Origin of the sequence: Actinophytocola sp., assembly GCF_049647105.1 — a bacterium.
Lineage (GTDB): Bacteria > Actinomycetota > Actinomycetes > Mycobacteriales > Pseudonocardiaceae > Actinophytocola.
The window spans coordinates 1-24,181 of sequence record NZ_JBARWZ010000125.1 but is presented as its reverse complement, the minus strand read 5'-3'; the positions used below and the strand labels follow the sequence as shown (position 1 = coordinate 24,181).

The 24,181-nt window shown below is 68.8% G+C and carries 24 protein-coding genes; 15 read left to right on the top strand and 9 right to left on the bottom strand.

Annotated elements, in window-relative coordinates; translation table 11 throughout:
- Nucleotides 1–277: 277 nt before the first annotated feature.
- Both WBA97_RS15510 and WBA97_RS15505 read right to left on the bottom strand, forming a co-directional pair.
- Complete coding sequence (locus tag WBA97_RS15510; RefSeq protein WP_424231512.1) at nucleotides 278–1,759, bottom strand: hypothetical protein; 1,482 nt, start codon at nucleotides 1,757–1,759, stop codon at nucleotides 278–280.
- A 315-nt stretch (nucleotides 1,760–2,074) separates the two neighbouring features.
- On the bottom strand, nucleotides 2,075–2,842 hold the full coding sequence (locus WBA97_RS15505; RefSeq protein WP_424231511.1) for an SDR family NAD(P)-dependent oxidoreductase: 768 nt from the start codon (nucleotides 2,840–2,842) through the stop codon (nucleotides 2,075–2,077).
- 162 nt (nucleotides 2,843–3,004) lie between these two features.
- On the opposite strand from WBA97_RS15505, the gene WBA97_RS15500 reads away from it, so the two are divergent.
- The 5 genes from WBA97_RS15500 (at nucleotide 3,005) to WBA97_RS15480 (ending at nucleotide 7,385) form a co-directional block, all read left to right on the top strand.
- The gene (locus WBA97_RS15500) at nucleotides 3,005–4,396 is read left to right on the top strand and encodes an NAD(P)/FAD-dependent oxidoreductase (RefSeq protein ID WP_424231510.1); all 1,392 of its coding nucleotides are present in this window, start codon (nucleotides 3,005–3,007) and stop codon (nucleotides 4,394–4,396) included.
- Nucleotides 4,397–4,414: 18 nt separating this feature from the next.
- Complete coding sequence (locus tag WBA97_RS15495; RefSeq protein WP_424231509.1) at nucleotides 4,415–5,152, top strand: SDR family NAD(P)-dependent oxidoreductase; 738 nt, start codon at nucleotides 4,415–4,417, stop codon at nucleotides 5,150–5,152.
- Nucleotides 5,149–6,024: an NAD(P)-dependent oxidoreductase gene (locus WBA97_RS15490; protein WP_424231508.1), complete on the top strand. Its 876-nt coding sequence runs from the start codon at nucleotides 5,149–5,151 to the stop codon at nucleotides 6,022–6,024. Before WBA97_RS15495 ends, WBA97_RS15490 begins: the two co-directional genes overlap by 4 nt.
- A 63-nt stretch (nucleotides 6,025–6,087) precedes the next feature.
- The gene (locus tag WBA97_RS15485; RefSeq protein WP_424231507.1) at nucleotides 6,088–6,933 is read left to right on the top strand and encodes an LLM class flavin-dependent oxidoreductase; all 846 of its coding nucleotides are present in this window, start codon (nucleotides 6,088–6,090) and stop codon (nucleotides 6,931–6,933) included.
- Complete coding sequence (locus WBA97_RS15480; RefSeq protein ID WP_424231506.1) at nucleotides 6,930–7,385, top strand: DUF1772 domain-containing protein; 456 nt, start codon at nucleotides 6,930–6,932, stop codon at nucleotides 7,383–7,385. The genes WBA97_RS15485 and WBA97_RS15480 overlap by 4 nt, the downstream gene beginning before the upstream one ends.
- On the opposite strand, the gene WBA97_RS15475 is transcribed toward WBA97_RS15480, so the two are convergent.
- The 3 genes from WBA97_RS15475 to WBA97_RS15465 are packed head-to-tail and all read right to left on the bottom strand — an operon-like array spanning nucleotide 7,371 to nucleotide 10,881.
- The gene (locus WBA97_RS15475; protein WP_424231505.1) at nucleotides 7,371–8,240 is read right to left on the bottom strand and encodes an SDR family NAD(P)-dependent oxidoreductase; all 870 of its coding nucleotides are present in this window, start codon (nucleotides 8,238–8,240) and stop codon (nucleotides 7,371–7,373) included. The two genes, WBA97_RS15480 and WBA97_RS15475, sit on opposite strands and share 15 nt — an antisense overlap.
- On the bottom strand, nucleotides 8,237–9,259 hold the full coding sequence (locus WBA97_RS15470; protein ID WP_424231504.1) for a methyltransferase: 1,023 nt from the start codon (nucleotides 9,257–9,259) through the stop codon (nucleotides 8,237–8,239). The genes WBA97_RS15475 and WBA97_RS15470 overlap by 4 nt, the downstream gene beginning before the upstream one ends.
- Nucleotides 9,256–10,881, bottom strand: coding sequence for an FAD-dependent monooxygenase (locus WBA97_RS15465; RefSeq protein WP_424231503.1), 1,626 nt, complete (start codon nucleotides 10,879–10,881; stop codon nucleotides 9,256–9,258). The genes WBA97_RS15470 and WBA97_RS15465 overlap by 4 nt, the downstream gene beginning before the upstream one ends.
- Before the next feature lie 127 nt (nucleotides 10,882–11,008).
- Between WBA97_RS15465 and WBA97_RS15460 the strand changes: the two genes are divergently transcribed.
- From WBA97_RS15460 to WBA97_RS15440, 5 genes are read left to right on the top strand one after another with little or no spacing between them, the layout of a single operon-like run.
- On the top strand, nucleotides 11,009–12,034 hold the full coding sequence (locus WBA97_RS15460) for a methyltransferase (RefSeq protein WP_424231502.1): 1,026 nt from the start codon (nucleotides 11,009–11,011) through the stop codon (nucleotides 12,032–12,034).
- Entirely contained in the window at nucleotides 12,031–13,221 is a 1,191-nt protein-coding gene (locus tag WBA97_RS15455) for a cytochrome P450 (protein WP_424231501.1), read from the top strand. Before WBA97_RS15460 ends, WBA97_RS15455 begins: the two co-directional genes overlap by 4 nt.
- A 20-nt stretch (nucleotides 13,222–13,241) precedes the next feature.
- On the top strand, nucleotides 13,242–14,315 hold the full coding sequence (locus tag WBA97_RS15450; RefSeq protein WP_424231500.1) for an ArsR family transcriptional regulator: 1,074 nt from the start codon (nucleotides 13,242–13,244) through the stop codon (nucleotides 14,313–14,315).
- A 26-nt stretch (nucleotides 14,316–14,341) separates the two neighbouring features.
- A complete protein-coding gene (locus WBA97_RS15445; protein WP_424231499.1) occupies nucleotides 14,342–15,550 on the top strand; it encodes a cytochrome P450 in 1,209 nt (402 codons plus the stop codon).
- Nucleotides 15,547–16,749: an FAD-dependent monooxygenase gene (locus WBA97_RS15440; protein WP_424231498.1), complete on the top strand. Its 1,203-nt coding sequence runs from the start codon at nucleotides 15,547–15,549 to the stop codon at nucleotides 16,747–16,749. The genes WBA97_RS15445 and WBA97_RS15440 overlap by 4 nt, the downstream gene beginning before the upstream one ends.
- A gap of 13 nt (nucleotides 16,750–16,762) precedes the next feature.
- On the opposite strand, the gene WBA97_RS15435 is transcribed toward WBA97_RS15440, so the two are convergent.
- Complete coding sequence (locus tag WBA97_RS15435; protein ID WP_424231497.1) at nucleotides 16,763–17,461, bottom strand: TenA family protein; 699 nt, start codon at nucleotides 17,459–17,461, stop codon at nucleotides 16,763–16,765.
- Nucleotides 17,458–19,305: an asparagine synthase (glutamine-hydrolyzing) gene (gene asnB / locus WBA97_RS15430; protein ID WP_424231496.1), complete on the bottom strand. Its 1,848-nt coding sequence runs from the start codon at nucleotides 19,303–19,305 to the stop codon at nucleotides 17,458–17,460. Before asnB ends, WBA97_RS15435 begins: the two co-directional genes overlap by 4 nt.
- A 125-nt stretch (nucleotides 19,306–19,430) precedes the next feature.
- Between asnB and WBA97_RS15425 the strand changes: the two genes are divergently transcribed.
- Nucleotides 19,431–20,108: an SDR family NAD(P)-dependent oxidoreductase gene (locus WBA97_RS15425; RefSeq protein ID WP_424231495.1), complete on the top strand. Its 678-nt coding sequence runs from the start codon at nucleotides 19,431–19,433 to the stop codon at nucleotides 20,106–20,108.
- Nucleotides 20,109–20,142: 34 nt separating this feature from the next.
- Here WBA97_RS15425 and WBA97_RS15420 read toward each other — a convergent pair whose 3' ends face one another.
- Complete coding sequence (locus WBA97_RS15420; RefSeq protein ID WP_424231494.1) at nucleotides 20,143–21,513, bottom strand: FAD-dependent oxidoreductase; 1,371 nt, start codon at nucleotides 21,511–21,513, stop codon at nucleotides 20,143–20,145.
- A 117-nt stretch (nucleotides 21,514–21,630) separates the two neighbouring features.
- Nucleotides 21,631–22,266, bottom strand: a complete 636-nt coding sequence (locus tag WBA97_RS15415; protein ID WP_424231493.1) for a PadR family transcriptional regulator — start codon at nucleotides 22,264–22,266, stop codon at nucleotides 21,631–21,633.
- A 120-nt stretch (nucleotides 22,267–22,386) separates the two neighbouring features.
- Between WBA97_RS15415 and WBA97_RS15410 the strand changes: the two genes are divergently transcribed.
- From WBA97_RS15410 to WBA97_RS15395, 4 genes are all read left to right on the top strand, one after another.
- The gene (locus WBA97_RS15410) at nucleotides 22,387–22,767 is read left to right on the top strand and encodes a SchA/CurD-like domain-containing protein (protein ID WP_424231492.1); all 381 of its coding nucleotides are present in this window, start codon (nucleotides 22,387–22,389) and stop codon (nucleotides 22,765–22,767) included.
- 173 nt (nucleotides 22,768–22,940) lie between these two features.
- Nucleotides 22,941–23,201 (top strand): acyl carrier protein, encoded by a 261-nt coding sequence (locus WBA97_RS15405; RefSeq protein ID WP_424231491.1) that lies wholly within the window; start codon nucleotides 22,941–22,943, stop codon nucleotides 23,199–23,201.
- A gap of 1 nt (nucleotide 23,202) precedes the next feature.
- A complete protein-coding gene (locus WBA97_RS15400; RefSeq protein WP_424231490.1) occupies nucleotides 23,203–23,670 on the top strand; it encodes an SRPBCC family protein in 468 nt (155 codons plus the stop codon).
- Between the two features lie 5 nt (nucleotides 23,671–23,675).
- Nucleotides 23,676–24,149, top strand: coding sequence for an anthrone oxygenase family protein (locus WBA97_RS15395; protein WP_424231489.1), 474 nt, complete (start codon nucleotides 23,676–23,678; stop codon nucleotides 24,147–24,149).
- The last annotated feature ends 32 nt before the right edge of the window (nucleotides 24,150–24,181 follow it).

Here is a 24,181-nt window from a genome sequence, read left to right as displayed (position 1 = left end):
CCTACCAGCAAGGGCACGATCTTTCGTCAGGACTCAACGCCCAGGCGCTCAGAGTGCTCACCCGCCAGTCGGCCACCAACCCAAGAGTCTGCCCGACGGCCGACTCCCAGAACTGATTAGGCGCTTTCAGGGCGTTGAACGTCCCAGAATCGGCTTTCGTGGCACTGGGATCGCGAGGGCGCAAGCCCTTCACCCAGGCAAAGCGCCACCGGAGGGGCATATGACTTTTGCCGTCCCCCTCGGCTACGCCAGGGGGACGTTGGCGTAGCCCAGGGTCCTACCGGTCATCGTGCTCACCCTGGAACGCGCCGATGTTCCGCGTTTCCCCGGCGTGGTCCCGGTTGCCGTTCGGCGTGAGTGGTGCCGCCGCCTGCCATGCCGGTGATCCGGCCCGCAGCTGTCCGGACCACGGCTCCTCCAGCGGCCGCGCACCGTCCGGCGCGACGAGCAACGGGTCGGCCTCGACGGCGCTGGTGTCGCTGCCCTGTTCGAACACCACGTTGTGGTAGAGGTTGTTGCGGTAGACCCCGTGTGGGTCGTTGATGACCGAACCCTGCCTTCTGCCGACGAAGATGTTGTTGGTGAACTCCGCCGAGGTGCCCTCGATGTTGTTGACCATCCTGGTCGTGTTCGGTGCGTAGAAGGTGTTGTTGTGGATGCGGAGGTTCTTGGTGACCCCGCAGGCCAGCGTGACCACGCCGACGGGGAAGTCGCCGTCGCCGTCCCTGTCGTCATAGCTGACGTTGTAACGGATGATGGCGTTGTCCGCTGTCGAGGTCGGGTCGTTGCAGCAGAGCAGGAAGCCGCCGTTGTTGCGGTAGGTGTGGTTGTACTCGTAGACGGTGTCGTGGTTTCCGGTCTCGATGTCGAAGGCCATGGAGTTCTTCCTGCCGTTCGCCACCCTGTTGTGCCGGAAAAGCCCCTGGTCGCAGTTGAACCCGTAGATGCCGACCACGGAACCGGACGCCGCCTTGCCGCCGAAGTCGTCGAGCACGTTGTGCTCGACCAGCGCGCCGACCCCGTTGTTGAGCATGATGCCGTCGCCGCCGGTCTTCTCCAGACGGTTGTTCTTGATGACGATGTTGTTCATCGGCATGTACGAGGTACCCCGGCCGTTGGGGTTCGACGGCCGTACGGACCAGAGTGACTGTGTGCAGATGCCCATCCTGTCCACCCGGGAAACGGTGCAGTTCCGCACGGTGATCCCGTCGAATCCGGTGGGGGTGGCGGTCCCGCCCGCGACGAAGATGATGCCGCCGCTGGGAATGGGTTCCAGCACGTCCGGGCCGTTGACGTCGTGTACGTCCACGTTGGCGACCACGTAGTGCTCGCCGACGCCGAAGTCCTCGATCAGCACGAAGACACCGGCACGCTGTCCTGACGCGGGAGCCGGGCCGAAATTGGTGACTTCCAGGTCTTTCAGTTCCCAGCCGTCCACATTGTGCAGAAAGATCGCGGCTGCCGACCCCTGGCCGTCGATCACCGGTTTCGCGCCGGACCCGTACGAGGTCGCGATGATCGGATTGTTCGCGGTGCCGGAGCCGACCGGCGCGAAGGTTCCGGAAAACGACCGCCCGCGCCGGAACAGGACGCGGTCACCCGGCCCGAGCTTCACCTGGTTGATCTTGTCGAGTGTTTTCCACGGCCGGTTGGGTGAGGTCCCAGCCTGCCGGTCGTCACCCGCCGTGGAGTCGACGTAGTAGTCCTGGCCCTTGTACTCCGGCTCTGGCTCGCCTAACGACAGTTCGTTCTTGATCATTGTGCCCCCCTGTGGGTGGTGTATTGGCAGCTTTCGTGTCGCCGTGACGGACGACGGGTCCCCCCCGGGTCCATTGCGGTGCCACTGCTGGTTTCATTGCATGAATGCGATCATGAAAGGTGATCTCGTGCGAATCTACGGCAGCACGGCCATCCGGTCCAGCATTATTTCCATGAATGGTGCGTTCCGCTACGCACCGTGTCGACGCATTTACGTCACGAGTTTATGGCGGGCGGCAACCTTGGCCGCGGGAATTCCGCGAGAAGAATTAATCGGGGTTTCTCGAGCGGTGCGATCGTCGCGCGCCGCGAGGGTTCAGCGGCCGCCCGCCGTGTGGATGACCTCGCCGTTGACGTTGCCGTTCGCCTCGGAACCGAGAAAAACGATCAGCTTCGCGATGTCGTCCGGTTCGCTCAACCGGCCGCTCGGGGTCTGTTCGACCTCCCGCGTGACCAGGTCCCTGGTGACCGGGTCGAGCAGCAACTCGTCCATGAGCTCCGTCTTGGTCGCGCCGGGCGCGACCACGTTGACGAGTACGCCGTTCCTGGTCCACATCAGGCTTCTGGCGAATCCGTGCAGTGCGGTCTTGGAACTGCTGTAGAGCTCGGACTTCGCTCTGCCGTAGAAGGCGGTGACCGACGACAGCAGCACGATGCGGCCCCAGCCATTGGCCTTCATGCCCTTGAGCACGAGCTGAACCGTGCGCATGTGGCCCTCGGTGTTGGCGCGAAACCTGGCCGTCCACCTGTCCGGATCCAGGTCCTCGAACAGGATCTGGTCTTCTGGGTCGCCCCACCGGAACCAGAGCGCGTTCGCGATGAGCACGTCGACACCGCCGAACGCCTCGGTCACCGTGGCGACCGCGGCGTCGACGGAGGCGAGGTCGCGGAGGTCGTACGGCACGGCCAGCGCCCGATCGGGACCACCGAGCTCCTCGACGAGCCTCTCGGCCTCGTCTGCCGACTGGTTGTAAGTGATCGCGACACGAGCGCCTTCCCCGGCGAAGCGCAGCGCGGTGGCCCGTCCGATGCCCCGGGTGCCCCCGGTGACGAGCACGCGCTTGTCCTTGAGCCCGGTGTCCATTCGACGGCCCCTCGGTCGAATCCTGCGTCGGTTAGTCGCCACACTACTAGTTGTCAGGCGACTAGGCCAGTGGTCCCCACCTGCCTTCGAGGTCGCTTCGATCGGTGACTGCGACGTTCGTGGCCGACATCGGCCGACCCCCTGACAGGAAAGAGAAACTCCATGGACGTCAAGACCGAGATCCTGGTCATCGGTGGCGGGCCTGCCGGATCCACCGCGGCCGGCCTGCTTGCCAAACAGGGGTTCCGGGTCGTCCTGCTCGAGCGGGACCACTTTCCCCGCTACCACATCGGTGAGTCGATCCTGCCGTCCTGCCGGCCCATCTTCGACCTGCTGGGGGTGCGGGAAAAGGTGGAGGCACACGGGTTCACGCCGAAGGGCGGCGCCTATTTCTTCTGGGGCGACGACGAGTGGACCGTCCGCTTCACCGATCTGCTTGGCGGCGCGAACGCCTGGCAGGTGGTGCGATCCGAGTTCGACAAGCTGCTACTCGACCACGCCCGTGAGCTCGGCGTCGGGGTCCACGAGGGGGTCACGGTCAAGGAGGTGGAGTTCGACGGCGGCAGGCCGGTCGCCGCGCAGTGGTCGCGGGACGGCGAAGAAGGCCGGATCTCGTTCGACTACCTCGTCGACGCATCGGGCCGGGCGGGGGTGATGTCCACCAGGTACCTGAAGGCCCGCAAATACCACAACGTCTTCCGCAACGTCGCCACCTGGGCGTACTGGAAGAACGCCCAGCCCCTCGACCGGGGCCCGGAGGGCGCGATCGTCGTCTCCTCCGTGCCTGGTGGCTGGTTCTGGACGATCCCGCTGCACGACGGCACCACGAGCGTTGGCCTGGTGACGGGCCGGGACGACTTCAACGCCAAGCGCGCCGAGCTGGGCGGCATCGAGGCGCTCTACCACGAGGCGCTGGCACAGTGCCCCTCCGTGCGGGACCTGCTGGCCGACGCCGAGCAGGTGACCGGCATGAAGACCGAGCAGGACTACTCCTACACCGCGGAGTCGTTCTGCGGCCCCGGCTATCTGATGTGTGGCGACGCCGCCTGCTTCCTCGATCCTCTTCTGTCCACGGGTGTGCACCTGGCCACCTACAGCGGGATGCTCGGCGCGGCCGCGATCGGCAGTGTGCTGCGCGGCGAGGTGACCGAGGCGGAAGCGTGGACGTTCTTCGAGACCGTCTACCACCAGGGCTACGAACGACTGCTGGTGCTCGTGTCGACGTTCTATGAGAGCTACCGGGGCAGGGACTATCACTTCTACAACGCGCAGCGCCTGTCGGCCGCCGACCGCGACGAGCTCAACCTCCAGGCGTCGTTCGACCGGATCATCACCGGTGTCGCCGACCTGGAGGACGCGCAGGACGTGTACCGGCGCGTGCAGCAGCATCTCCACGGCGAGGAGAGCGGGGATCCGAACCCCCTCGCGAACCTGAACAGGGAGCACGAGGTGAAGCGGGCCCCGGTCAGCCCGGACCGTGCCATCGCCGGGCTCTACCTGTCCTTCGAACCACCACTGTCGTTGCGTCGCGCCGGGGCCGTCGTCAGCAGTTGAGCACGGGGAGGAGTAGCTGTGGACCAGAATCTGGCCGGTAAGAGGGTGCTCGTCACGGGTGGTACCAGGGGCATCGGGCGCACCACCGTGCTTGCCTTCGCACGCGCAGGGGCCGGGGTGATCACCTGCCACCACAAGGAGAGCGAGGCGGCCGAGAACCTGACGCGGGAGCTGAAGGAGATCGGCGGCAGGCACCTGGTCGTGCGTACCGACGTGACTGACGAGAGGGACGTCGCGCGGCTGGCCGACCGGTGCCGCGAGCATGTCGGCGGGCTCGACGTGCTGGTGAACAATGTCGGAGTCGATGGACCGGTGCCGTTCGAGGAGCTCGCCGCCGACGAGTGGCGGCGCATGTTCGACCACAACGTGACGGCGACCTACCTCGTCACGCACGCCGCGCTCGCGCTGCTCACCGACGGCGCGTCGGTGGTCAACGTCGGCTCGTCGGTGGCGTTGCGTGGCCGCGCCAACGGCGTGCACTACACGGCGTCGAAGGCCGCGCTGATCGGCTTCACCAGGGCGTTGTGCAAGGAGGTCGGCCCGAGGGGAATCCGGGTCAACACGGTGGCGCCCGGCCTCACCGAGACCGAGCCGGGGGCCGGGCTGCCTGCCGCCGCCGTCGAGCGCATCGTCGGGATGACCGCCCTCGGGCGTATCTGCCTGCCGGAGGACGTGGCGGGTGCCGTGCTGTTCCTCGCCGGTGACACGTCGCGATACATCAGCGGCGCCACGCTCAACGTCGACGGAGGTGTGTGAACGTGCTGATCGAGTCGGTCGCCGTGCTCGGCCTCGGCGGCATGGGTGGCGGCATGGCACGTGCGCTGCTGCACGCCGGCCTCACCGTCACCGTCTTCAACCGCAGCGCGGAGAAGGCGCAGCCGCTGGTGCGCGATGGCGCGAGGCTCGCGAGGAGCGCCGGGGACGCCGGCGCGAAGGCCGGGCTGCTGGTGCTGAGTCTCGCCGACGAGGAGAGCGTCGAGGAGCTGCTGTTCGGTGAGGTGCTGCCGTGGCTCCAGCCGGGCACGATCGTCGTCGACACGACGACCGTCTCGCCGTTGTACGCGCGTGACGCCGCTGCCCGGCTCGACGCGGTGGGGGTCGAACGACTCGAAGCCTGTGTCGTCGGCAACCCGGACATGGCGTCGGCCGGACAGCTGCGGATCTTCACCGCGGGCAGGAAGTCCACATTGGACACGGCGGAGCCGGTTCTCTCCGTGCTGGCGCAGGAAATCCGCTACCTGGGTGGTGCTGGCCGGGCGAGCGCACTGAAACTCGCGCTGAACCTGCTGCTGGGCATCCAGACCGTGGGACTGGCAGAGGCGGCGGACTTCGCCGACGCGGCCGGCCTCGGCCGTGAGCTGCTGCTCGACGTGGTGCTCAGCAGTGGCTGGCGGTCGCCCGTGCTCGCCTACCGCGCGGAGTTCATGCGCCGCCGGGTCTACCAGCCTGCCGGGTTCCGAACCACGTTGATGCACAAGGATCTCGACCTCGCCATGCGGCAGGCACAGGACTACCGGATCGAGCTGCCCCTGGTGCGGCAGGCGGCCCGCCGGTTCGAGACCGCGATCGAGCGGGGCAGAGGCGCCGAGGACGCCGCCGCCGTCATGGAAGTGGCAGCGCAAGCGTGAGCTGCCAAGGCCAGGGCCAGGCCTGTCCAATGGATCTTTTGCGCGAGGAGGCGGACCATTCTCATGGATCTCTCTATTGGCCTGCCGACGAGTGTTCCCGGGGTCGACGGGTCGACGCTGCTCGAGTTCGCCCGCAGGGCCGACCGCGCGGGCTTCGCGGGGCTCGGGGTGATCGATCGGCTGGTGTACGACAACTACGAGGCGCTCGTCACCCTGGCCGCCGCGGCGGCCGTGACCGAACGGATCCGGCTCACCAGCACCGTCCTGCTCGCCTCCTACCGAGGTAGCGCCGCCGTGCTCGCGAAGCAGCTGGCGACGATCGACCGGATCTGTGGCGGCAGGCTCGCGGTCGGCCTGGCGGCCGGTGACCGGGAGGACGACTTCGTCGCAGCGGGTGCGCGGTTCAGCGAGCGTGGCCGCAGGCTGGACGCCGTCGTCGACGAGTTGCGGGCCGTGTGGGCTGGCGACGAGGTCGGCCCGGCTCCGGTGTCCGGTGGCCCGCCGCTGCTGTTCGGCGGGCACTCCGACGCGGCCATGCGCCGCGCCGCCAGACACGGGACCGGCTGGATCGCCGGTGGCAGTTCCGGTACGGCCTACCGGCAGCTGGTCGCACGTGTCCGGCGGGCGTGGGCGGCGCAGGGACGGTCCGGGCGGCCGAGGATCGTGTCGCTGAGCTATGTGTCGCTCGGCGCGGACGCGTCGGCCCGCGCGGGTGAGTACCTGCGGCGGTACTACTCCTACCTCGGTCAGAAGGCGGAGATGGCCGTCTCGAAGGTGGCCACGACCCCGGACCGGCTGCGTGCGGTCGTGGCCGAGTACGCCGAAGCGGGCTGCGACGAGCTGGTGCTCTTCCCGTGCACCTCGGACCCGGAGCAGGTGGACCTCGTCGCGAAGGAGGTGCTGTCGTGACGGTCGTGGACGTGCTCGCCGCCACCGTCACGGTGACGAGCGGTGTGGTGGCCGGTGTGCTGTTCGCGGTGGCGCTGTCCGTGCTGCCCGCGCTGCGGGCGATGCCGACGGATCGCTACGTCTACACGCACAAGCTGATCGGCCGCCACTGGGACCCGACGATGCCCGTCATCGTGCTCGGTTCCATGGCCGCAGAGGTGGTCCTGGCCTTCACCGCGCCGGGTGACGTCGCGCCGTTGTTCGCGGTGGGCGCGGTGCTCCTGCTGGTGGTGTCGATCGTCTCGCACTACTGCAACGTGCCGATCAACCGCAGGGTCAAGTCCGTCGACCCGGACGCCGTCCCGGCGAACTGGACTGATCCCCGGCCCCTGTGGCGTCGTTGGCACCTGCTGCGCACGGCGGTGGCGGTGGCCGCCGCCGTGGTGAACGCGGCCGCCCTAGCCCTGACCTGAGTTGATTCTCCCCAGCGAGGTCAGGCGCGCGCTGAGGGCCGCCACCGCCGCGATGAGCGCGGGCTCGGTGGCACGGGGATGTGGTGCGCGTGCTTCCCCGCCCGGCGCGACGACCTGGCCGGTCTCGTACGTATCGGCCGTCGCGGCGAGCAGCGGGGAGCGCGCGGCCCCGGCCACGTCCATCCGCCTGATGTTGAGCCAGATCAGCGGCCACGCCAGCCGGGCGGGGAAGGGGAACAGGTCCGAGCGCATCGACCTGGCCGTCTCGGTGGCGGCGGTACCCGGGTCGGCGGCGAGTACGGTCACGCCCGTCCCGCGCAGCCGGTGCGCGAGCCCGGCCGTGTAGGCCAGGCAGGCGAGCTTGGCCCGCCCGTAGGCCGTCATGCCGTAGTAGCGGCCCGCCACGTCCGCCTGGTCGAACCCGGTCGGGTCGGCGAGCCCGACCGCGTCCGAGGTCATCGTGACCACGCGCCCGCGCCCGGCGCGCACCATGTCGTCGACGAGCAATTCGGTCAGCAGGTAGCCGGACAGGTGCGTCAGCGCGAACGTCGCCTCGATGCCGTCGCCGGTGTACCACCGCCTGCGGAACAGACCGCTGACGTTGTTGACCAGGACGTCGACGGGGCCATGCCCGCGCAGGGTGTCCGCCAGTGCGCGGACGTTCGCCAGCTCGGTCAGATCCGTCTTGACGAAACGGATCCCGGCGCCGGGGACGGCCCGTGCCACGTGCGCCCGCGCGGCCGCGCCCCGTGCGGCGTCCCGGCCGACCACGGTCACGTCGTGTCCTGCCGAGGCGAGTCCGGTGGCCGTGTGCAGGCCGATGCCCCCGGTGCCACCCGTGACCACCGCGCTCACGGCGCCTCTCCCTTGTACGCGGTGACCAGGGTGATGTCCTGGTAGCCGAGTGAGCGGTGGTCCACGTCGGCGAACCCGGCCTCCTCGAGCCATGCGACGCACGCGCCGAGCCGGTAGCTGGTGCTGTACGGGGTCATCAGCTGGAGGTTGAGGCCGCGGATCAGGTTGCGCAGGTAGCCTTCCTCGCCCGCCACCAGCATCGGGTCCCAGATCAGGAACGCGCCCGAGGACCGGACCGCCGGGAAGACGTTGGCGATCAGGGTTCTGCGCTGCTCGTCGGTCCAGTCGATCATGCAGTGCCCGATCATCACCACATCCGCCGCCGGCAGCCGGTCGGTGAAGAAGTCCGCCGCGTGGAAGCCGACCAGCCCGGTCGTGCCGAGCTCGGCCATGTGGTCGTGGAACGCGGGTTCCAGCTGGGGCAGGTCGAGCACCGTCGCGTCCAGGTGCGGATGCGCCCGGACCAGATGCCCCAGCACGTCGCCCCGGCAGCCACCCAGGTCCAGCACCGACTTGTGGGCGGCCCAGTCGAACGTCTCCGCCAGCACCGGGACGAGCGGGCGGCTGATGCTCTCCGCCATGCGGACGAAGTCGTCCCGCTTGCCGGCATCCTCGTAGAGCTGCTCGAACATGTTCGTGCCCGAGAACGTCGCGGCCTGCGGCTCGTCGGTGCGCAGCGACTCGCCGAGTCCGGTCCACGCGGGGTACATCACCTGGTTGGCCATGTTCAGGAAGCCGCCGAGGTAGGCGGGCGCGCCGGGGACGAGGAAGCTGCCGGTCTCGGCGCCGTTGCGGTACGCGTCGCCGTCCCGCTCGAGTATCCCCATCTCCACCAACGCGGCGAGGAAGAGCTCGGTGCCCCTCGTACCGAGCCCCAGCTCCGCCCGGATGTCGTTCTCCGGCAACGGTTTGTGCGCGAGCAGCTCGAACAGCCCCAGCTCCAGCCCGGTCAGCACCAGCTTCGCGGTCTGGAAGGCCATGGCCCGCTCGATCATCTCGCCGGGTCCGTGCGAACTCATCTTGCTCCCTCCGGCACGGTCTGGAAGCCAGCGGCGCTGGCGAGTGCGGACGAGAGTGCGGCGTCGGGATCGGCGACGAGTGCCGGCCACCGCGCGGCCACGAAGGCGTCCGGTCGCACGAGGAGTGCGCCGCTCTCGGTCAGGCCGCAGGTCTGGGTGAAGGCCCACTCGGTCGGCCGCGGTCCCGCGCCGCCGATGATCTCCGCGCGCAGCGGGATGCCGAGCTGTCTGGCGACCCGCTCCGCCCCGTCCGCCCACGGGCCGCCGTCGGGGCCGGCGAGCAGCACGTAGCGGTCCCAGAACAGGTCGATGGTGGAGATCCGCTCACCACCCGAGTCCAGCCAGACGTGGGGCGCCCGTGTGCCGGGTTCGCCGGACAGTTCCAGTGTGGGGCTGAGCACCGGCGCGGCCGGGTCCCCGCCGGGGATCGCGGAGGACTGGTAGCGGTAGCCGAGGGTGATGATGATGTCGTCCACCATCGCCGCCCTGGTCGCGTCGTCGGCGTGGCCGTGCCGGATCCGGTTTCTGATCATCGCCTGCTCGGCCATCGCCTCACCCACTCTGCGGCGTTCGGCGTCGTAGGTGTCGAGCAGTTCGGGGCCCGCCCACCCGCGCAGTGTGGCGGTGAGTTTCCAGGCCAGGTTGTGCGCGTCGTGGATACCGGTGTTCGCGCCGAAACCACCCGCTGGCGGGTGCAGGTGCGCGGCGTCGCCCGCGAGGAACACCCGGCCGTCGCGGAACCGCTCCGCCACGAGCTGCGCACCCTCCCACGGCACCTTCCACACCACCTCGACGTCGAGGTCGTCCCGGCCGGTGGCGGTGCGGATGATGTCGACGCACCGCTCGTCGGGGAAGTCGTCCGGCGACTCGCCCTTCTCCGGGAAGTAGAGCGGGGCCGCGAGCCAGGGATCACAGCCGTGCAGCCGGGACAGGCCCATCAGCGTGCCGGGCGCGGCGGTGGCGTAACACAGGATGAACTTGCGGTCCTTGAGGATGCTCTCCAGTTCCGGTGCGCGGAAGTAGATGCTCAGCGCGTTGAACACGGTGCCCCGGCCGTAACGTGCCACGCCCAGTGTCCTGCGGGTGAGACTGTTCCCGCCGTCCGCCCCGACCAGGTACCGGGCGCGAATCGAGTACCGCCCGCGCTCGCCGTCCTCGACGACGGCGGTGACCCCGTCCTCGTCCTGGGTGAACGACCGCAGCCGCGTCGAGAACCGGACGTCGCAACCGAGTTCACCGGCCTTGGCCGACAGGACCTGCTCGTAGCGGTCCTGTCCGCAGCCCATCACGCGTTCCGGGCTGACCCTCGGTCCGTCCAGCGACGGCGCCTCCAGCGTCACGGCGTCGTCGATGGCGGAGAACGTCGTGGTCTGGATGATCCCGCCCTCGAAGTAGGGGTGGGAGTCGCCCAGCTCCAGCGCGCGCACGTCGTGGTGGAAACCCGCCGCGCGAAACAGCTCCATGGTGCGTGCCTGCAGTCCTGGCGCGCGGGGCAACAGCGAGGTGCCGTCCCGTTTCTCGACGAGGATGGTGCGAATGCCGTGCCGCCCAAGGAAAAGTGCCGTGGACAGACCGACAGGACCGCCACCCGCGATCAGCACCGGGATTGTCACATCGTTCATCGGGATCCCTTCGCTCCGGGAGCCGATGACAGCAACGGCGACTTGGAAAACACTGGCGGCACAAGCAGGGGCGGGCCTTGAACCCGTTTCGAGCCGGCCACCATCCTGCGGTGCCAGCGTTGCCGCCATGACGAACATAGCCGCCGACACCGGAACCCCCGCCGGAATCCTCCGGCTGGCCAACTCCTTCTGCGACGCGCAGGCCCTGCTGACAGCCGTGGAGCTCGGGCTGTTCGGCACGCTCCGCGCGGGCCCGGCAGGCCCCGACGAGATTCGCGCGGCGCTCGAGCTGAACGGTCGTGGACTCACCGACTGGTTGAACCTCTTGGTGGGACTGGGTTTGCTCGAACGGGACGGGGAGAGGTACCGCAACGCACCCGGGGCGGAGAACTATCTCGTGCGTGGCGGCCAGGACTACATCGGCGGGTTCCTTGAGCGGTCGAGGCGCAACCTCTATCCCGCGTGGGGAAGGCTCGGCGAAGCACTGCGCACCGGAAAGCCGCAGTCCGGCGGCGACTTTCTCACGATGGTCGAGAGTCCCGGCGTCCTCCGCCAGTTCGCCGACTCGATGGACGCGCTGACGGGAGAGCTCGGCACACAGCTCATCGAGGCCTACGACGGCTGGGGAGACTACCGCTCGATGCTGGACGTCGGCGGTTGCCGGGGCTACCTGGCGTCGCGGATCGTGCGGTCGCATCCCAACCTCGATGGACACGTGTTCGACCTGCCGCAGATGGCGCCGCTGTTCGACGAGCTGGCCGAGGAAAGCGGGCAGGCGGGCGGCCTGACGTTCCATCCGGGTGACTTCTTCGTCGACCCACTGCCCGCCGCGGACATCGTGATCATCGGCCACGCCCTGCACGACTGGGCCCCGGAACAACGGAAGTTCCTCGTGCACAAGGCTTTCGACAGCGTGCACCCCGGCGGCGTGCTGCTGGTCTACGACCGCATGCTCGCCGACCGGTCGACCCACATCGAGAACCTGGTGATCAGCCTGGACATGTTGCTGGTCACCGACGGCGGCTCCGAGTACACCGTCACCGAGCTGCGCGAGCACGCCGAGTCGGCCGGGTTCGACTCGGTCGATGCCACGGCGCTCGGTGACTACGACACGCTCGTGGTCTGCCACAAGCCGGGTGAGGTGGACCGATGACCGTTCGTGAACTGGACCTCATGGACGCCAGGGCGTTCGTCAACGGTATTCCCTACGACTACTTCGCGCGGTTGCGCCGGGAGCCGGGCCTGACAAAGGCCACTGACGGGGAGGGCTACGACTTCTGGTACCTGGTGCGGCACGCGGACGTGTCGCGGGCGTCGAAGGACAACGACACCTTCCTGTCCGGCCCGAGCACCATGACCTCGGTGCGGCAGAGCAGCACGGGGTTGCCGCTGCTCACCTTTCTCGACGGGCCGGAGCACGCCCGGCTGCGCAAGCTGGTGTTCAGGGGTTTCACGCCCGCGCGGTTGGCGAAGCTGGAGCAGCCGGTCGACCGGCTGATCGCCGGTATCCTCGACGAGGTGTCGGCCAAGGACGAGTTCGACCTGGCCGAGGAGGTCGCCCTGCGGCTGCCCCTCGAAGTGCTGGCCGAGCTGATCGGTGTGCCGAAGCAGGACCGGCTGGAGATCATCGAGTGGACCCGGCACACGATGAACGTCGGGGATCCCGACTACCACCACAGCACGCCGGAGAAGGCGGGGGCCGCCTTCCAGAAGCTCATGGAGTACTTCCTGGAGCTGGCGGCCATCCGCGCCGAACAGCCGGCCGACGACCTGTTCTCGGTGCTCGCGGCGCGGGAGAACGACGAGGACGGACTCGCGTTGCAGGAGGTCGCGCTGTTCGGTACGACGCTGGTCGGCGCCAGCGAGACCACGTACTGCTCGGTGAGCGGGGGCGTGCTCGCCCTGCTGCGGCATCCCGACCAGCTCGCGCTGCTGCGGGAGAACCGTGCGCTGCTCCCGACCGCGGTCGAGGAGATCGTCCGCTACGTCACCCCGGCGACGCACTTCGCCCGCCAGGTCGCGAAGGACACGGAGATCGCGGGGCAGCGGATCAGGGCAGGCGAGCGCGTGGTGCTCTGGTACACCTCGGCGAACCGCGACGAGGACGTGTTCGACCACCCGGCACGGTTCGACGTGACGCGTCGGCCCAATCCACACGTGTCCTTCGGCGGCGGCGGACCCCACGTGTGCATCGGCAGGGCGCTGGCCGCCATCGAGCTGCGCCTGTTCCTCGACCGCGTGCTCGACCGGCTGCCCGACCTTGAGCTGACCGGTCAGCCCATCCGCAGCGCCACCAACTCCATGAACGCCTTCCGGTCCATGCCCGCCCGCTTCCGCTGACGCGCGATGAGGAGAGAACCATGTCCGCTGGACTCGACGACTCCGGAGGCTCTGAGGTCTCGGGTGTCCTCTCGTGGTTCCCGATCGAGCTGCCCGCGCGGCAGCGGGTGCTCGGCCTGTTCGTCGCCAAGTGGGTGATCGGGGCGTTGCGGCCGCTGGTGCAGCTGAAGATTCCCGATCTCCTGGCGGATGGACCACGCACCGCGGGCCAGCTCGCCGAGACCACCGGTGCCGATCCGGACTCGCTCTACCGCGCGCTGCGTTGTGTGGCCGCGGCCGGGATCCTGCGCGAGCCGGCCGACGGCACCTTCGCGCTGACCGCGGCCGCCGACGGACTCCGGTCCGATGTGGACGACGGCGTGCGGGACATGTTCCTGTTCACGTGTGACCCCATGATGTGGCGGCCGTACGAGGACATGCTGCACACCGTGCGTACCGGGGAACCCGCGTTCGACAACGTCTTCGGCGCGCCGTTCTTCGACTTCCTGCGCGAGAACGCGGGCAGCGCGGCGTTGTTCGACCGGGCCATGACGCAGAACCACTACCCGGGCACGGATCGGGTCTTCGAACAGTTCGACTTCTCCCGGTTCCCGAGGATCGCCGACGTCGGTGGCGGTCGCGGCCAGTTCCTCGCGGAGGTGCTGAGCCGTCACCCGGGCTGCACGGGCGCGGTGTGCGACCAACCGCAGGTGGTCGCCGAGGCGAAGGCGGAGTTCGAGCGCCGTGACGTGGCCGACCGTGCTTCGGTGGTGGAGACGGACTTCTTCGCCGAGATACCGGCGGGCTTCGACGCGTACTTCATCAAGCACACGCTCCACAACTGGAACGACCGTGACGCGGTGCGGATCCTCGAACGGGTTCGCGCGGCGATCGGCGATGACGCCGACGCGCGGTTGCTGATCGTCGACATGCTGCTGACCGGCCCGGGGGAGTGGGACCTCGGCAAGCTGACCGACATCGAGATGATGGCCGCGCTCGGCGGCCGGGAACGTGGGCTGGCGGAGTGGAACCGGGTGGCGGGTGCCGCCGGTTTCGTCCTGGCCAACGATCCCGTGCCCGGTGACCTGGCGTTGCTGGAGTTCCGCCCGGTCTGACCCCTACCCCTGTGCGGAGAACGCTGATGCGCCCAGTCGACGGTGTGCCGTCCTTTCCCTTCTCCACAACGGATCCGATCGAACCGCCCGCCGAGTACGCGAAGCTGCGCCGGGACGAGCCGGTGAGCAGAGCGGTCATCCCGACCGGTGACCAGGTGTGGCTGGTGACCCGCCACGAGGACGTGCGCCGCGTCCTCTCCGACACTCGCTTCAGCCGGGAGGCGATCACCGCGCCGGGCGCGCCCCGGCTGCTGCCCATCGCCCAGGGCTCGAAGTCGATCTTCGTGATGGATCCGCCAGAGCACAGCAGGTTGCGGCGGCTCGTGTCGCAGGCCTTCGCGCCCCGGCGCATCGAGTCGCTGCGTGAGGAGGTGGCGGACCTCACGGCCGCCCTCCTGGCGAAGATGATCGAGGCCGGTCCGCCCGCCGACCTGATCGGCGGGCTGGCGGAGCCGCTGCCGATCACGGTGATCTGCCGCATGCTCGGGGTGCCCTACGAGGACGTCGAACAGTTCCGTGCGTGGACCGACGTGATGCTCAGCTACGCGCGGGGCAGCCGCGACGAGGTGCTTGCCGCGCGTGACGCGTTGAACGGCTATCTCACCGGACTCATCGAGGACAAACGGTCGCACCCGACGGACGACCTGTTGATGGTCCTGATCAACGCGGCGGACGACGGTGATCGCCTTGACGACGAGGAACTGCTCGCCTTCGGCTACACGCTGCTCGGCGCCGGGTACCACGCGACGACGGCGGGGCTCGCGCACGCGGTCGTGACGCTGCTGCGCGTGCCGGAACGGCTCGCCGAGCTGACGGAGAACCCGGGCCTGATCCCGACGGCCGTCGAGGAACTGCTTCGCCGCTCACAGGCGGGCGGCGGGCTCGGCGCGCTGCGCATCGCCGTCGAGGACGTGACGGTCGGCGGGGTGACGATCACGGCGGGGGAGGCCGTGCTGCCGTTGATCAACGCGGCCAACCGGGACGCGGAGGTCTTCGCCGATCCGGACGGTGTGCGGATAGACCGCAAGCCCAACCCGCACCTGTCCTTCGGCCATGGCATCCACCACTGCCTCGGCGCCCAGCTGGGCAGGATGGAGCTGGAGATCGCGGTCGGCACGTTGCTCCGCGACCTGCCCGGCCTGCGGCTCGCGGTGGACGAGTCCGAACTGGAGTGGAGTTCCGGCGTCGCGTTCTCCCGCCCGCAGACGTTGCCGGTCCTCTGGGAGGGCCGATGAGGACGAGAGCTCATGGCGGGCCGACCGCGGTCGTCGCAGGCGCGGGCATCGGCGGACTGTCGGCGGCGGTGGGGCTGGTTCGTGGCGGATGGCAGGTGCTCGTGCTGGAGCGGGCTGCGAAGCCGCGTGCGGCGGGGGCGGGAATCTCCCTGCTGGCCAACGCACTGCGGTCGCTCGACCAGCTCGGCGTCGGTGACCGGGTGCGGTCGCACGCGGCGACGATGATGCCCGGCGGTGAGGGTGTACGGACCTCGTCCGGGCGGCGGCTGATGAAGCCCACCGACCCGGACTTCGTCCGGGAACACGGGCTCTCCGTTTCCGTGCTGCCGCGTCCGGACCTGCACCGGGTGTTGCACGACGCCCTGCCGCCGGACCACGTGCGCACGGGTGCCGAGGTGACCGGGGTCGAGAACCTGCCGGGCGGTGGAGCGGTGGTCGCCTACCGCGACGCCGCCGGTGCGACGCACACCGTCCGCGCGGACCTGGTCGTCGCGGCGGACGGACTGCACAGCGGATGTCGGCGGGAGTTGTTCCCGTCCGCGCCCGATCCCGTCTACTGTGGACACAGTGTGTGGCGGGGCATCGCGGAGCTCTCCCGTGCGGAGCCGGGCGGGAACACCTGGGGCGACGGGCTGGAGTTCGGGCGGATGCCGCTGGCCGACGGGCGGGTCTACTGGTACGCGGTGACGAACGCGACGGCGGGGGAGCGGCGCGCCGACGAGCACGCGGAAGTGCTGCGGCGCTTCGGAAACTGGCATGACCCGATTCCCGGGCTGCTGCGGGCGACGCCGCGGGAGGCGGTGCTCTACCACGACGTCTTCGAGTTCGCCGAGCCGCTGCCGAGCCTCGTGGCCGGGTCGACCGCGCTGCTCGGCGACGCCGCTCATGCCATGACGACCGACCTCGGTCAGGGTGCCTGCCAGGCGATCGAGGACGCCGTCGTGCTGTGTGCCGCACTGGCCGAGGAGGAGAATGTGGCGGCCGCGCTCGCGAGCTACGACGAACAACGGCGGCCTCGCACCGGCATGGTCATCGAGGCGTCCCGCCGCATAGGACGGTTCAAGATGCGTTCGGGGCGGTGGAACGTGCTGGTACGCAATGCGATGATGACGATCACACCGCCACGTGCCGGGGAGCGCGCCATGGCCAGGATCGGGGACTGGCACCCGCCCGTGCTGCCTGGACGGGTGCCGACGTGACCGCGCGTGGCGCTCAGACCGGCCAGGCCGGCTGTCGCCACGCGCTCTCGGCGAACAACCACTCGTACCGGAGGCCGATCGAGAACTGCTCGGTCAGCGTGGCCCGTTCCCGCGTCGAGCAGCCGTCGCCGATCTCGTCCACCAGGTCGAGGTAGCGCCGCACGACGTGGTGGGAATATCCCTCGGAGGGCTGGTACAGCTCGATCCACGGTTCGTACACCGAACCGTGGACACGCCGCTCGGCGAGGTCCTTCGAGACGTGGTAGTTGAACCATGCCATGGGCAGCAGCGCGCCGACCCCCTCGGGCAGTGAGCTCGCGGCCGCGGCCTGGAAGAACGAGCAGTGCGCGTGCGTCAGGGGATCGACCGGCGGCGGCTCGGTGGCGGGTGCGACGCCCATCGGCGGCCCCAGTTCGGCGAAGGCTTCCCGCAACCGGTCCCTCGCCGCCAGCGTCCCGGTCACGGACCGGGCGAAGAACACCGCGTGCGCGTCGACCGGCGCGATCGCGGCGCACCTGGCCAGTGCCCTGCTGTACGCCGGAAGCAGGTGTCCGGTGTCCTGGCCGACGAAGTGCGCCAGTGCCTCGCCGGGCAGGGTGCCATCACGCAGACCCGCCCAGAAGGGATGGTCGATGACCTTGCGCAGCACCGGTTCCGCGGCTGCCAGCAGTTCTTCGTGCAGCATCTGGGGTTCCTCCTGCTTCCTCGTCACAGTTCGATGCGTACGCGGTAGCTCCGCAGCCACGCGTCGAGCTGGAGAACCATTTCGACGTTGCGGCGCTCGCCCCAGCCGACGGTTTCGATGGGCCTGTCCTCGCTGAGTAGCTCGGTCACCGCGGGCAGGTCGACCAGCGGCCGGACCGGGCTGTTCGAGTCGGCGACCACGGCGGCGAGCTGCTCACGCAGCACGTGCCCGTAGCTCGAGTCCTGGGTGATGGGGAACGGGCTCTTCTTCCTGCGCAGCACCGATTCCGGCAGCAGCCCGGCCGCGGCGGCACGCAGCGGGCTCTTCTCCTCGCCACCGCGCGTCTTGAACCGCCACGGGATGTTGAAGACGTACTCGACCAGCCGGTGGTCGCAGTAGGGCACCCGCACCTCGAGCCCGACGGCCATGCTCAGCCGGTCGTTGCGGGCCAGCAGCAACGGGAGCCACCGGGTCATGTGCAGGTAGCCGATGCGGCGCAGCATGGCGTCCTGCGCCGGTTCGCCCGGCAGCGCGGGCACCTCACGCAGCGCCTCGACGTGGCGTCCCGCCGAGTACCCCGGCACGTCGACCTTCGCCAGCAGAGCGGGTTCGAGCAGCCCGGTGCCCATGCCGTGCGGTGCGACCCCGAATCCCATGGTGACCCAGGGGAAGTTGTCGCTCTCCACCAGGTTGCGGTCGGTGAACGAGCGGTAGCCGCCGAACAGCTCGTCGGCGACCTCACCCATGAGCGCGACCGTCGAGTGCTGCCGGACGGATCGCATCAGCAGGTACAGCGACCGGTCCATGTCCGGGGTCGGCCGGGGTAGGTCCTGCGCGGTCAGCGCGGCGGCGCCCACCACGGGATCGGCCAGGTCTGCCGTGTGCAGCGTGATCGGTTGATGCTCGGTGCCGACGAACCTGGCCACCTCGGCCGCGTAGGGCGCGTCAGGGCTGTGGTGCCAGAAGTCCTCGCGAAACCGCTCCGTGTGCCCGTCGAAGTCCACCGAGAAGGTACGTGGACGGGTGCCGCTCATGGCTTTCCCGGTGAGCGCCACGATCGCGCTCGAGTCGATCCCGCCGGACAGCAGGGTGCACAGCGGCACGTCCGCGACCAGATGTGAGGACACGGAACTGGCGAGCAGGTGCCGCACGGTGTCGACGGTCGTGTCCCAGCGGTCGGTGTGCTCGCGGCTGGGGAGCGACCAGTACGCGTGCTCGCGCACCGAGTTCTCGCGCACGGTAAGCACATGACCGGCCCGCACCTCGTGGATACCCTGGTAGATCGCGTGTCCGGGAGTCGCGATGAACGACAGCAGCTCCGCGAGGCCCTCACCATCCACGGCGGCGTCGACGAGCGGGTGCGCCAGCAGTGCCTTGACCTCGGAGCCGAACACGAACCCGTGCCCGACCCGGGCGTAGTACAGGGGTTTGATGCCGACGCGGTCGCGTACCAGCGTGAGCTTGTTCTCGCGCGGGTCCCAGACACCGAAGGCGAACATGCCGTCGAGATGCCCGGCGCAGTCGTCACCCCATTCCAGGTACGCCGCCAGCACCACCTCGGTGTCGCTCGCCGTGTGGAAGACGTGCCCGCGTCCGGCGAGCTCCTCGCGTAGCTCCCGGTAGTTGTAGACCTCGCCGTTGTAGACGAGCACCGCGAGTGTCCGGCCGTTCTCCTCCGCCACCATCGGCTGGTGGCCGCCGGGCAGGTCGATGACCGCGAGCCTGCGGAACGCCAGTGCGATCCGCCGGTCGGTCCACACCGCCTCGGCGTCGGGGCCACGATTGGCCATGGCCGCGGCCATCGTCCGCACCGTGCCGCCGTGCTGGGTGAGGTCGCGTTCGAAGTCGAGCCATCCGGCTACACCACACATGTGGGCCATCGTGTGTCGACTGGCTCGGACCGAACTCGAAGACCGCTGGGCCCGGCTGCCACCGAGCGTCCTTCGAGTGGCATCGGGAACAGTTGTGGCGCAAGGACTTCCAGGGAGGAGATGCGGTGACACGAACGGTGCTGGTGACCGGGGCGAACCGAGGGCTCGGCCTGGCCACCGCGACGCTCCTGCACGCACGCGGCTGGCGGGTCGTGCTGGCGGCGAGAAGCGGCGACGCCGCCTCGGCGGCCGCGGCCTCGCTCGGTGACGGCGCGCGGGGGGTCGCCCTCGACGTCACGGACCCGGCCGCCGTGGCGGCCGTGAGCGCGCGGATCGGGCCGGTCGACGCGTTGGTCAGCAACGCCGGTGTGCTGCTCGACGGCGGCACCGAGCCGCTTTCGGTCCCGATCCAGTCCGTGCGCGAGACCTTCGAGGTCAACGTGTTCGGCGCCTGGCAGGTGTGCCAGGCATTCGTGCCCGCCATGGTCCGCGGGGGGTGGGGGAGAGTCGTGATCGTGTCGAGCGGCACGGGTTCGTTCAGCAACGGCCTGTTCACCGGCGCACCCGGCTACGCACTGTCCAAGACCGCGCTGAACGGGCTCACCACCCTGCTCGCGGCTCAGACCAGTGGCAGCGGCGTGCTGGTCAACGCGGTCAACCCGGGGATGGCGAGGACCAGGATGATGCCGAGCGCGGAGCGCTCACCCGAGTCCGCCGCGGTCGACATCGCCGACGCCGTCACCATCCCGGACGGCGGCCCGACCGGGGTCTTCCTCCGGAACGGACAGCCGGCCGGCTGGTGAGTGGGGCACCCGTCCGGCACCCCACCCCCGCCGGTCAGTCCTCTTCGCGTCCCGTGCCGCGGAAGGACTTGTCCGCCCGGACGATCTTGCGTTTGAGCGGTGTCACGTTGTCCATGACGCGGAAGAAGGTGCGCATGCCAAGTCGTGCCAGCGCGCCTGACACGCCGCCCTTGTGCGCCGCGGTGTGCCCCTCCATCTGCGCGCGTGACTTGATGACCGCGTCCCACGCGTACTTGGTCATCGTGGTCTCGTACTCCCGCACCGCACCGAGCAGCGGTACCTCGTCCTTCGCTGCCCGGACGAGCGTGCGGGTGAGCAGGCGCGCGTCACGTAGCGCAGTGTTGGCGCCGACTCCACGGCCCGGCGTCATGGTGTGAATCGCGTCGCCGAGCAGGGTGACGTTCGTGGTCTCCCACTGCTCGACCGGCTCGGACGTGCGGATCGCCAGCGGGAAGCTGCTGTCGGGGTCGCCGAGCTCGAAGATCCTGCGCAGGTTGGGGTGCCAGTCGCGGGTCATCTGCACCACCAGGTCCTGGATCTCCTTGCCGCGCAGGGTCATCACGTCCTCCGGCAACCACCAGTCGGACGTCGCCCAGCCCCACATGATGTAGTCGCGGGTGTTGTCGTACAGCATGCCAGGCCAGTCCTTGATGGCGTCGGCGTCGGTGCCGCCGATGCCGTGCTTGAGCTCGCCGTCGGCGTCCCACTTGAACCGCATCACGTGGTAGATGCAGATGGCCCCCTTCGGCCCGTGTGCCAGGGTGACGCCCTTGAAGAGGTGCTCATTCAGCAGCGCACGGGTCTCCTCGGTGAGTGGCGTCTTGCCGGTGACACCGACAAGACCGGTGTCGACGAGCCTGGCCTGCGGCAGGTACTGCCTGCGCACCTTCGAACTCGCGCCCTCCGCGCTGACCAGCAGATCGCCCGTGGCCGAGCTGCCGTCGGCGAAGTACGCGGTCACCCTGCCGTCGTCGTGCTGTTCGTAGTGGGTGAAGTCCTTGTCGAAGTGGACGACGTCCTCGACCCCGGTGAGCAGCACCTGCCGCAACGTCATCCGGCTGACGGACTCGTCGTGCTCCTCGTCCGTCGGCCGTTCGTCCTCCGGGAGGAGTTCGGGCCCGATGGTGAGGAGGAACTTCATCCGGTGGGTCATCTGGTTCTCGTAGATGGGCCGCTCGGCGCAGGTCGCGCGGAAGGTCTCGTACAGGTCGGCAGGAAGGAGCTCGCGGAGCGCGCGCTTGCCGTCGGCGTCGATGCCGACCCGGTATCCCTGCAGGCCGTCGCGTCGAGTCCGGTCCCGTTCGTACACCGCGACGCTGATGCCGGCCCGGGTGAGACCCTGAGCCAGTGCCAGCCCTCCGGTGCCCGCGCCGATGACGAGAACATGGAACGGTGAGTTGGGCATGATGACAACCTTCTGATCATGTGGTGTCGGCGGCCGCCCCCTGTAGTCGGTCGCCCCAAATGACCCGTGCCGTGCCTGACTCGAACGAATTCACCCCGGTTCGACGGCCACGGTGGGCTAACCGGCGGTGCCGCCGGGTTCTTCCTGGGACGCCAGCGCGCTGAGCCATTCTCTGGTCCACGTGACGCTTCCGGACCGGAGGTCGCTGATGATGGATCCCACCCATTTCAGCTCCGCTGCGGTGGTCGCCAGCAGGCACTCCGTCTCCAGGGCGAAAAGTCTCCCGATCTTCGTCGTCTCCGCCACCAGCGCCCGGAACCGCTCCAACTCGGAGAGGAGCTTCTTCTCGCGCCGCTCCAGTTGTTCGAGCACCTCGTCGGGCTCGAGCAGTGGAATGAACGCGATCGCCGCCGGGAACTCCGCGTACTGGCGGACCGGGGTCTCCAGCGCGTCGAGCATCCACTCCCGCCAGACGCGGCGGCCCTCGTCGGTCAGCTCGTAGAGGGTACGCTCCGGTCGCTTGTTCGCCCGGTTGCTCTCGACGATCCTGATCAGCTCGGCCCGGTGGAGTCGCTCGATCGTGCGGTAGAGGCTGGCCCGCTGCCCGACGTTGACCACTTCGTCCTTGCCGCGATCCTTGATCAGGCGCTGCATCCGGTACGGGTGAAGCGCCTCCTGTTGGAGCTGTTCGGCTTCCATCAGCATGGACATCACGGCCAGTGCCAGTGTCGAGCGACGGTGGACGGAACCCATAGTCGCCACACTACTAGTTGCAGTGAAACTATGCAACGCCGACTTTGACCGGTCTTCGAGCCCGCTCCCACCCGCTGTTGCCAGCATCTGCCTCTCGGGCCGAGTGGATGGAGACGTGTGATGCCGTACGCCGCGATCACTTACCAGGTCAAGCCGGGGCACGAGGACGAGATCGCCGAGATCTTCTCCGGGTTCCAGCGGGTCGACACCCCGCTGCTCCGCGACTCGGAGAACGAACAGGTCGGCAGGCTGCTTGGCACCGCCGTGTTCATCAAGGACGACATCATGGTGCGGGTCATCCACTACGAGGGTGACTTCTCCGCGATCGGGCGGCACATGGCGAGCCAGCGCGGCGTGCACCTGCTCGAGAAGAAACTCGCCCCCTATCTGCGCGAAACGCGGGACACCAGCACCCAGGCCGGTTTCGGTGAGTACTTCCGCAACGCCGCGATGCGGTGCGTCTCACAACTGTCAGTGGATACCCACCCCGCGGATGCCTAGTGTCCCGAACCGGAAATCTGGCACGCAATTCGGCGGCCCAGCCTCCTTCTGGCGGCGTTGCCGATCCACCCAAGTACAACCCGGTACGAGGGAGGATCGGCGCCTTGCCAGCAGAAACCTGGATCCACCGACTTACGCACCGCATTTCCGGTTCGGAACACTAGGAGATGTCGATGAGCGAGTTCACGTTGAGTGAGTTGAAGGAGATCATGCGGACGAGCGTCGGGGTGACCGAGGGAGTCGACCTGGACGGTGACATCGTCGACGTCGAGTTCGCCGACCTTGGTTATGACTCGCTCGCGCTGCTGGAGGTGGCCAGTCAGGTCGAGCGCAGGTACGGGGTGCCGATCCCGGACGAGGCCGTGTCCGAGATGCCGACCCCGGGCAGGGCGCTCGAGTTCATCAACGCGCGGCTCGCGCGATCGGAGGCATGAGGTGGCGGAGCACACCGACAACGAGATCGTCATCGACGCGCCGATGGAGCTGGTCTGGGACATGACCAACGACATCGAGTCATGGCCGTCACTGTTCAGCGAGTACGGCGAGGCGAAGATCCTGCGACGGCAGGAGGACACCATCGTGTTCCGGCTCGCGTTGCACCCGGACGAGAACGGCAAGGTGTGGAGCTGGGTCTCGGCGCGTACACCGGACACCGGGACCAGGACGGTGCGTTCGCAGCGGATCGAGCCGGGACCGTTCAAGTACATGTGGATCTACTGGGAGTACAGCCAGGTGGACGACGGGGTGCGGATGCGCTGGGTGCAGGACTTCGAGATGAGGCCGCAGGCGCCGGTGGACGACGCGACGATGCGGGAGAACCTGGACCGCAACACGTCCGTCCAGATGCGACTCATCAAGGACAAGGTGGAGGCCGCGGCGCGTGCCGCGGCGTCCGTCGGCTGAGCACGATGGCCGAGGGCGTGTCCGAGGTGCTGATTCCGGTGGTGCTCATGGCCAACGGCCTGGCGGCCGGTGTGCTGATGGGTACGCAGCTGGGCGGATGGCCTCTGCTGGAGAGCCTGCCGCAGGGCCGCTATGTGCAGGCGCACGCCTTTCTGTCCACACGGTACGACCCGTTCATGCCGATCTGCTTCGCTGTCACGGCAGTCGGCGACGGTGTGCTGGCCGGACTGGCGGACGACGCGGGGACCGCGACTCTGTTCGGCACGGCCGCGTTGCTGACCCTGAGCACGGTGGTGGTCTCGCTGGCGAAGAACGTGCCGGTGAACAAGTGGCTCCGGACACTGGATCCGGACCACCTGCCGGTGGACTTCGCCGAGCGAGACCCCCGCCGTCACTGGGGCAGCTGGAACTGGACACGCACGGCACTCGCGGCACTCGCCCTGCTGGCCAACTGTGTAGCGGTGGGCCTCACCCTGTGAAGTCGTCAGGGCAGCGCGGACCCGCGCTGCCC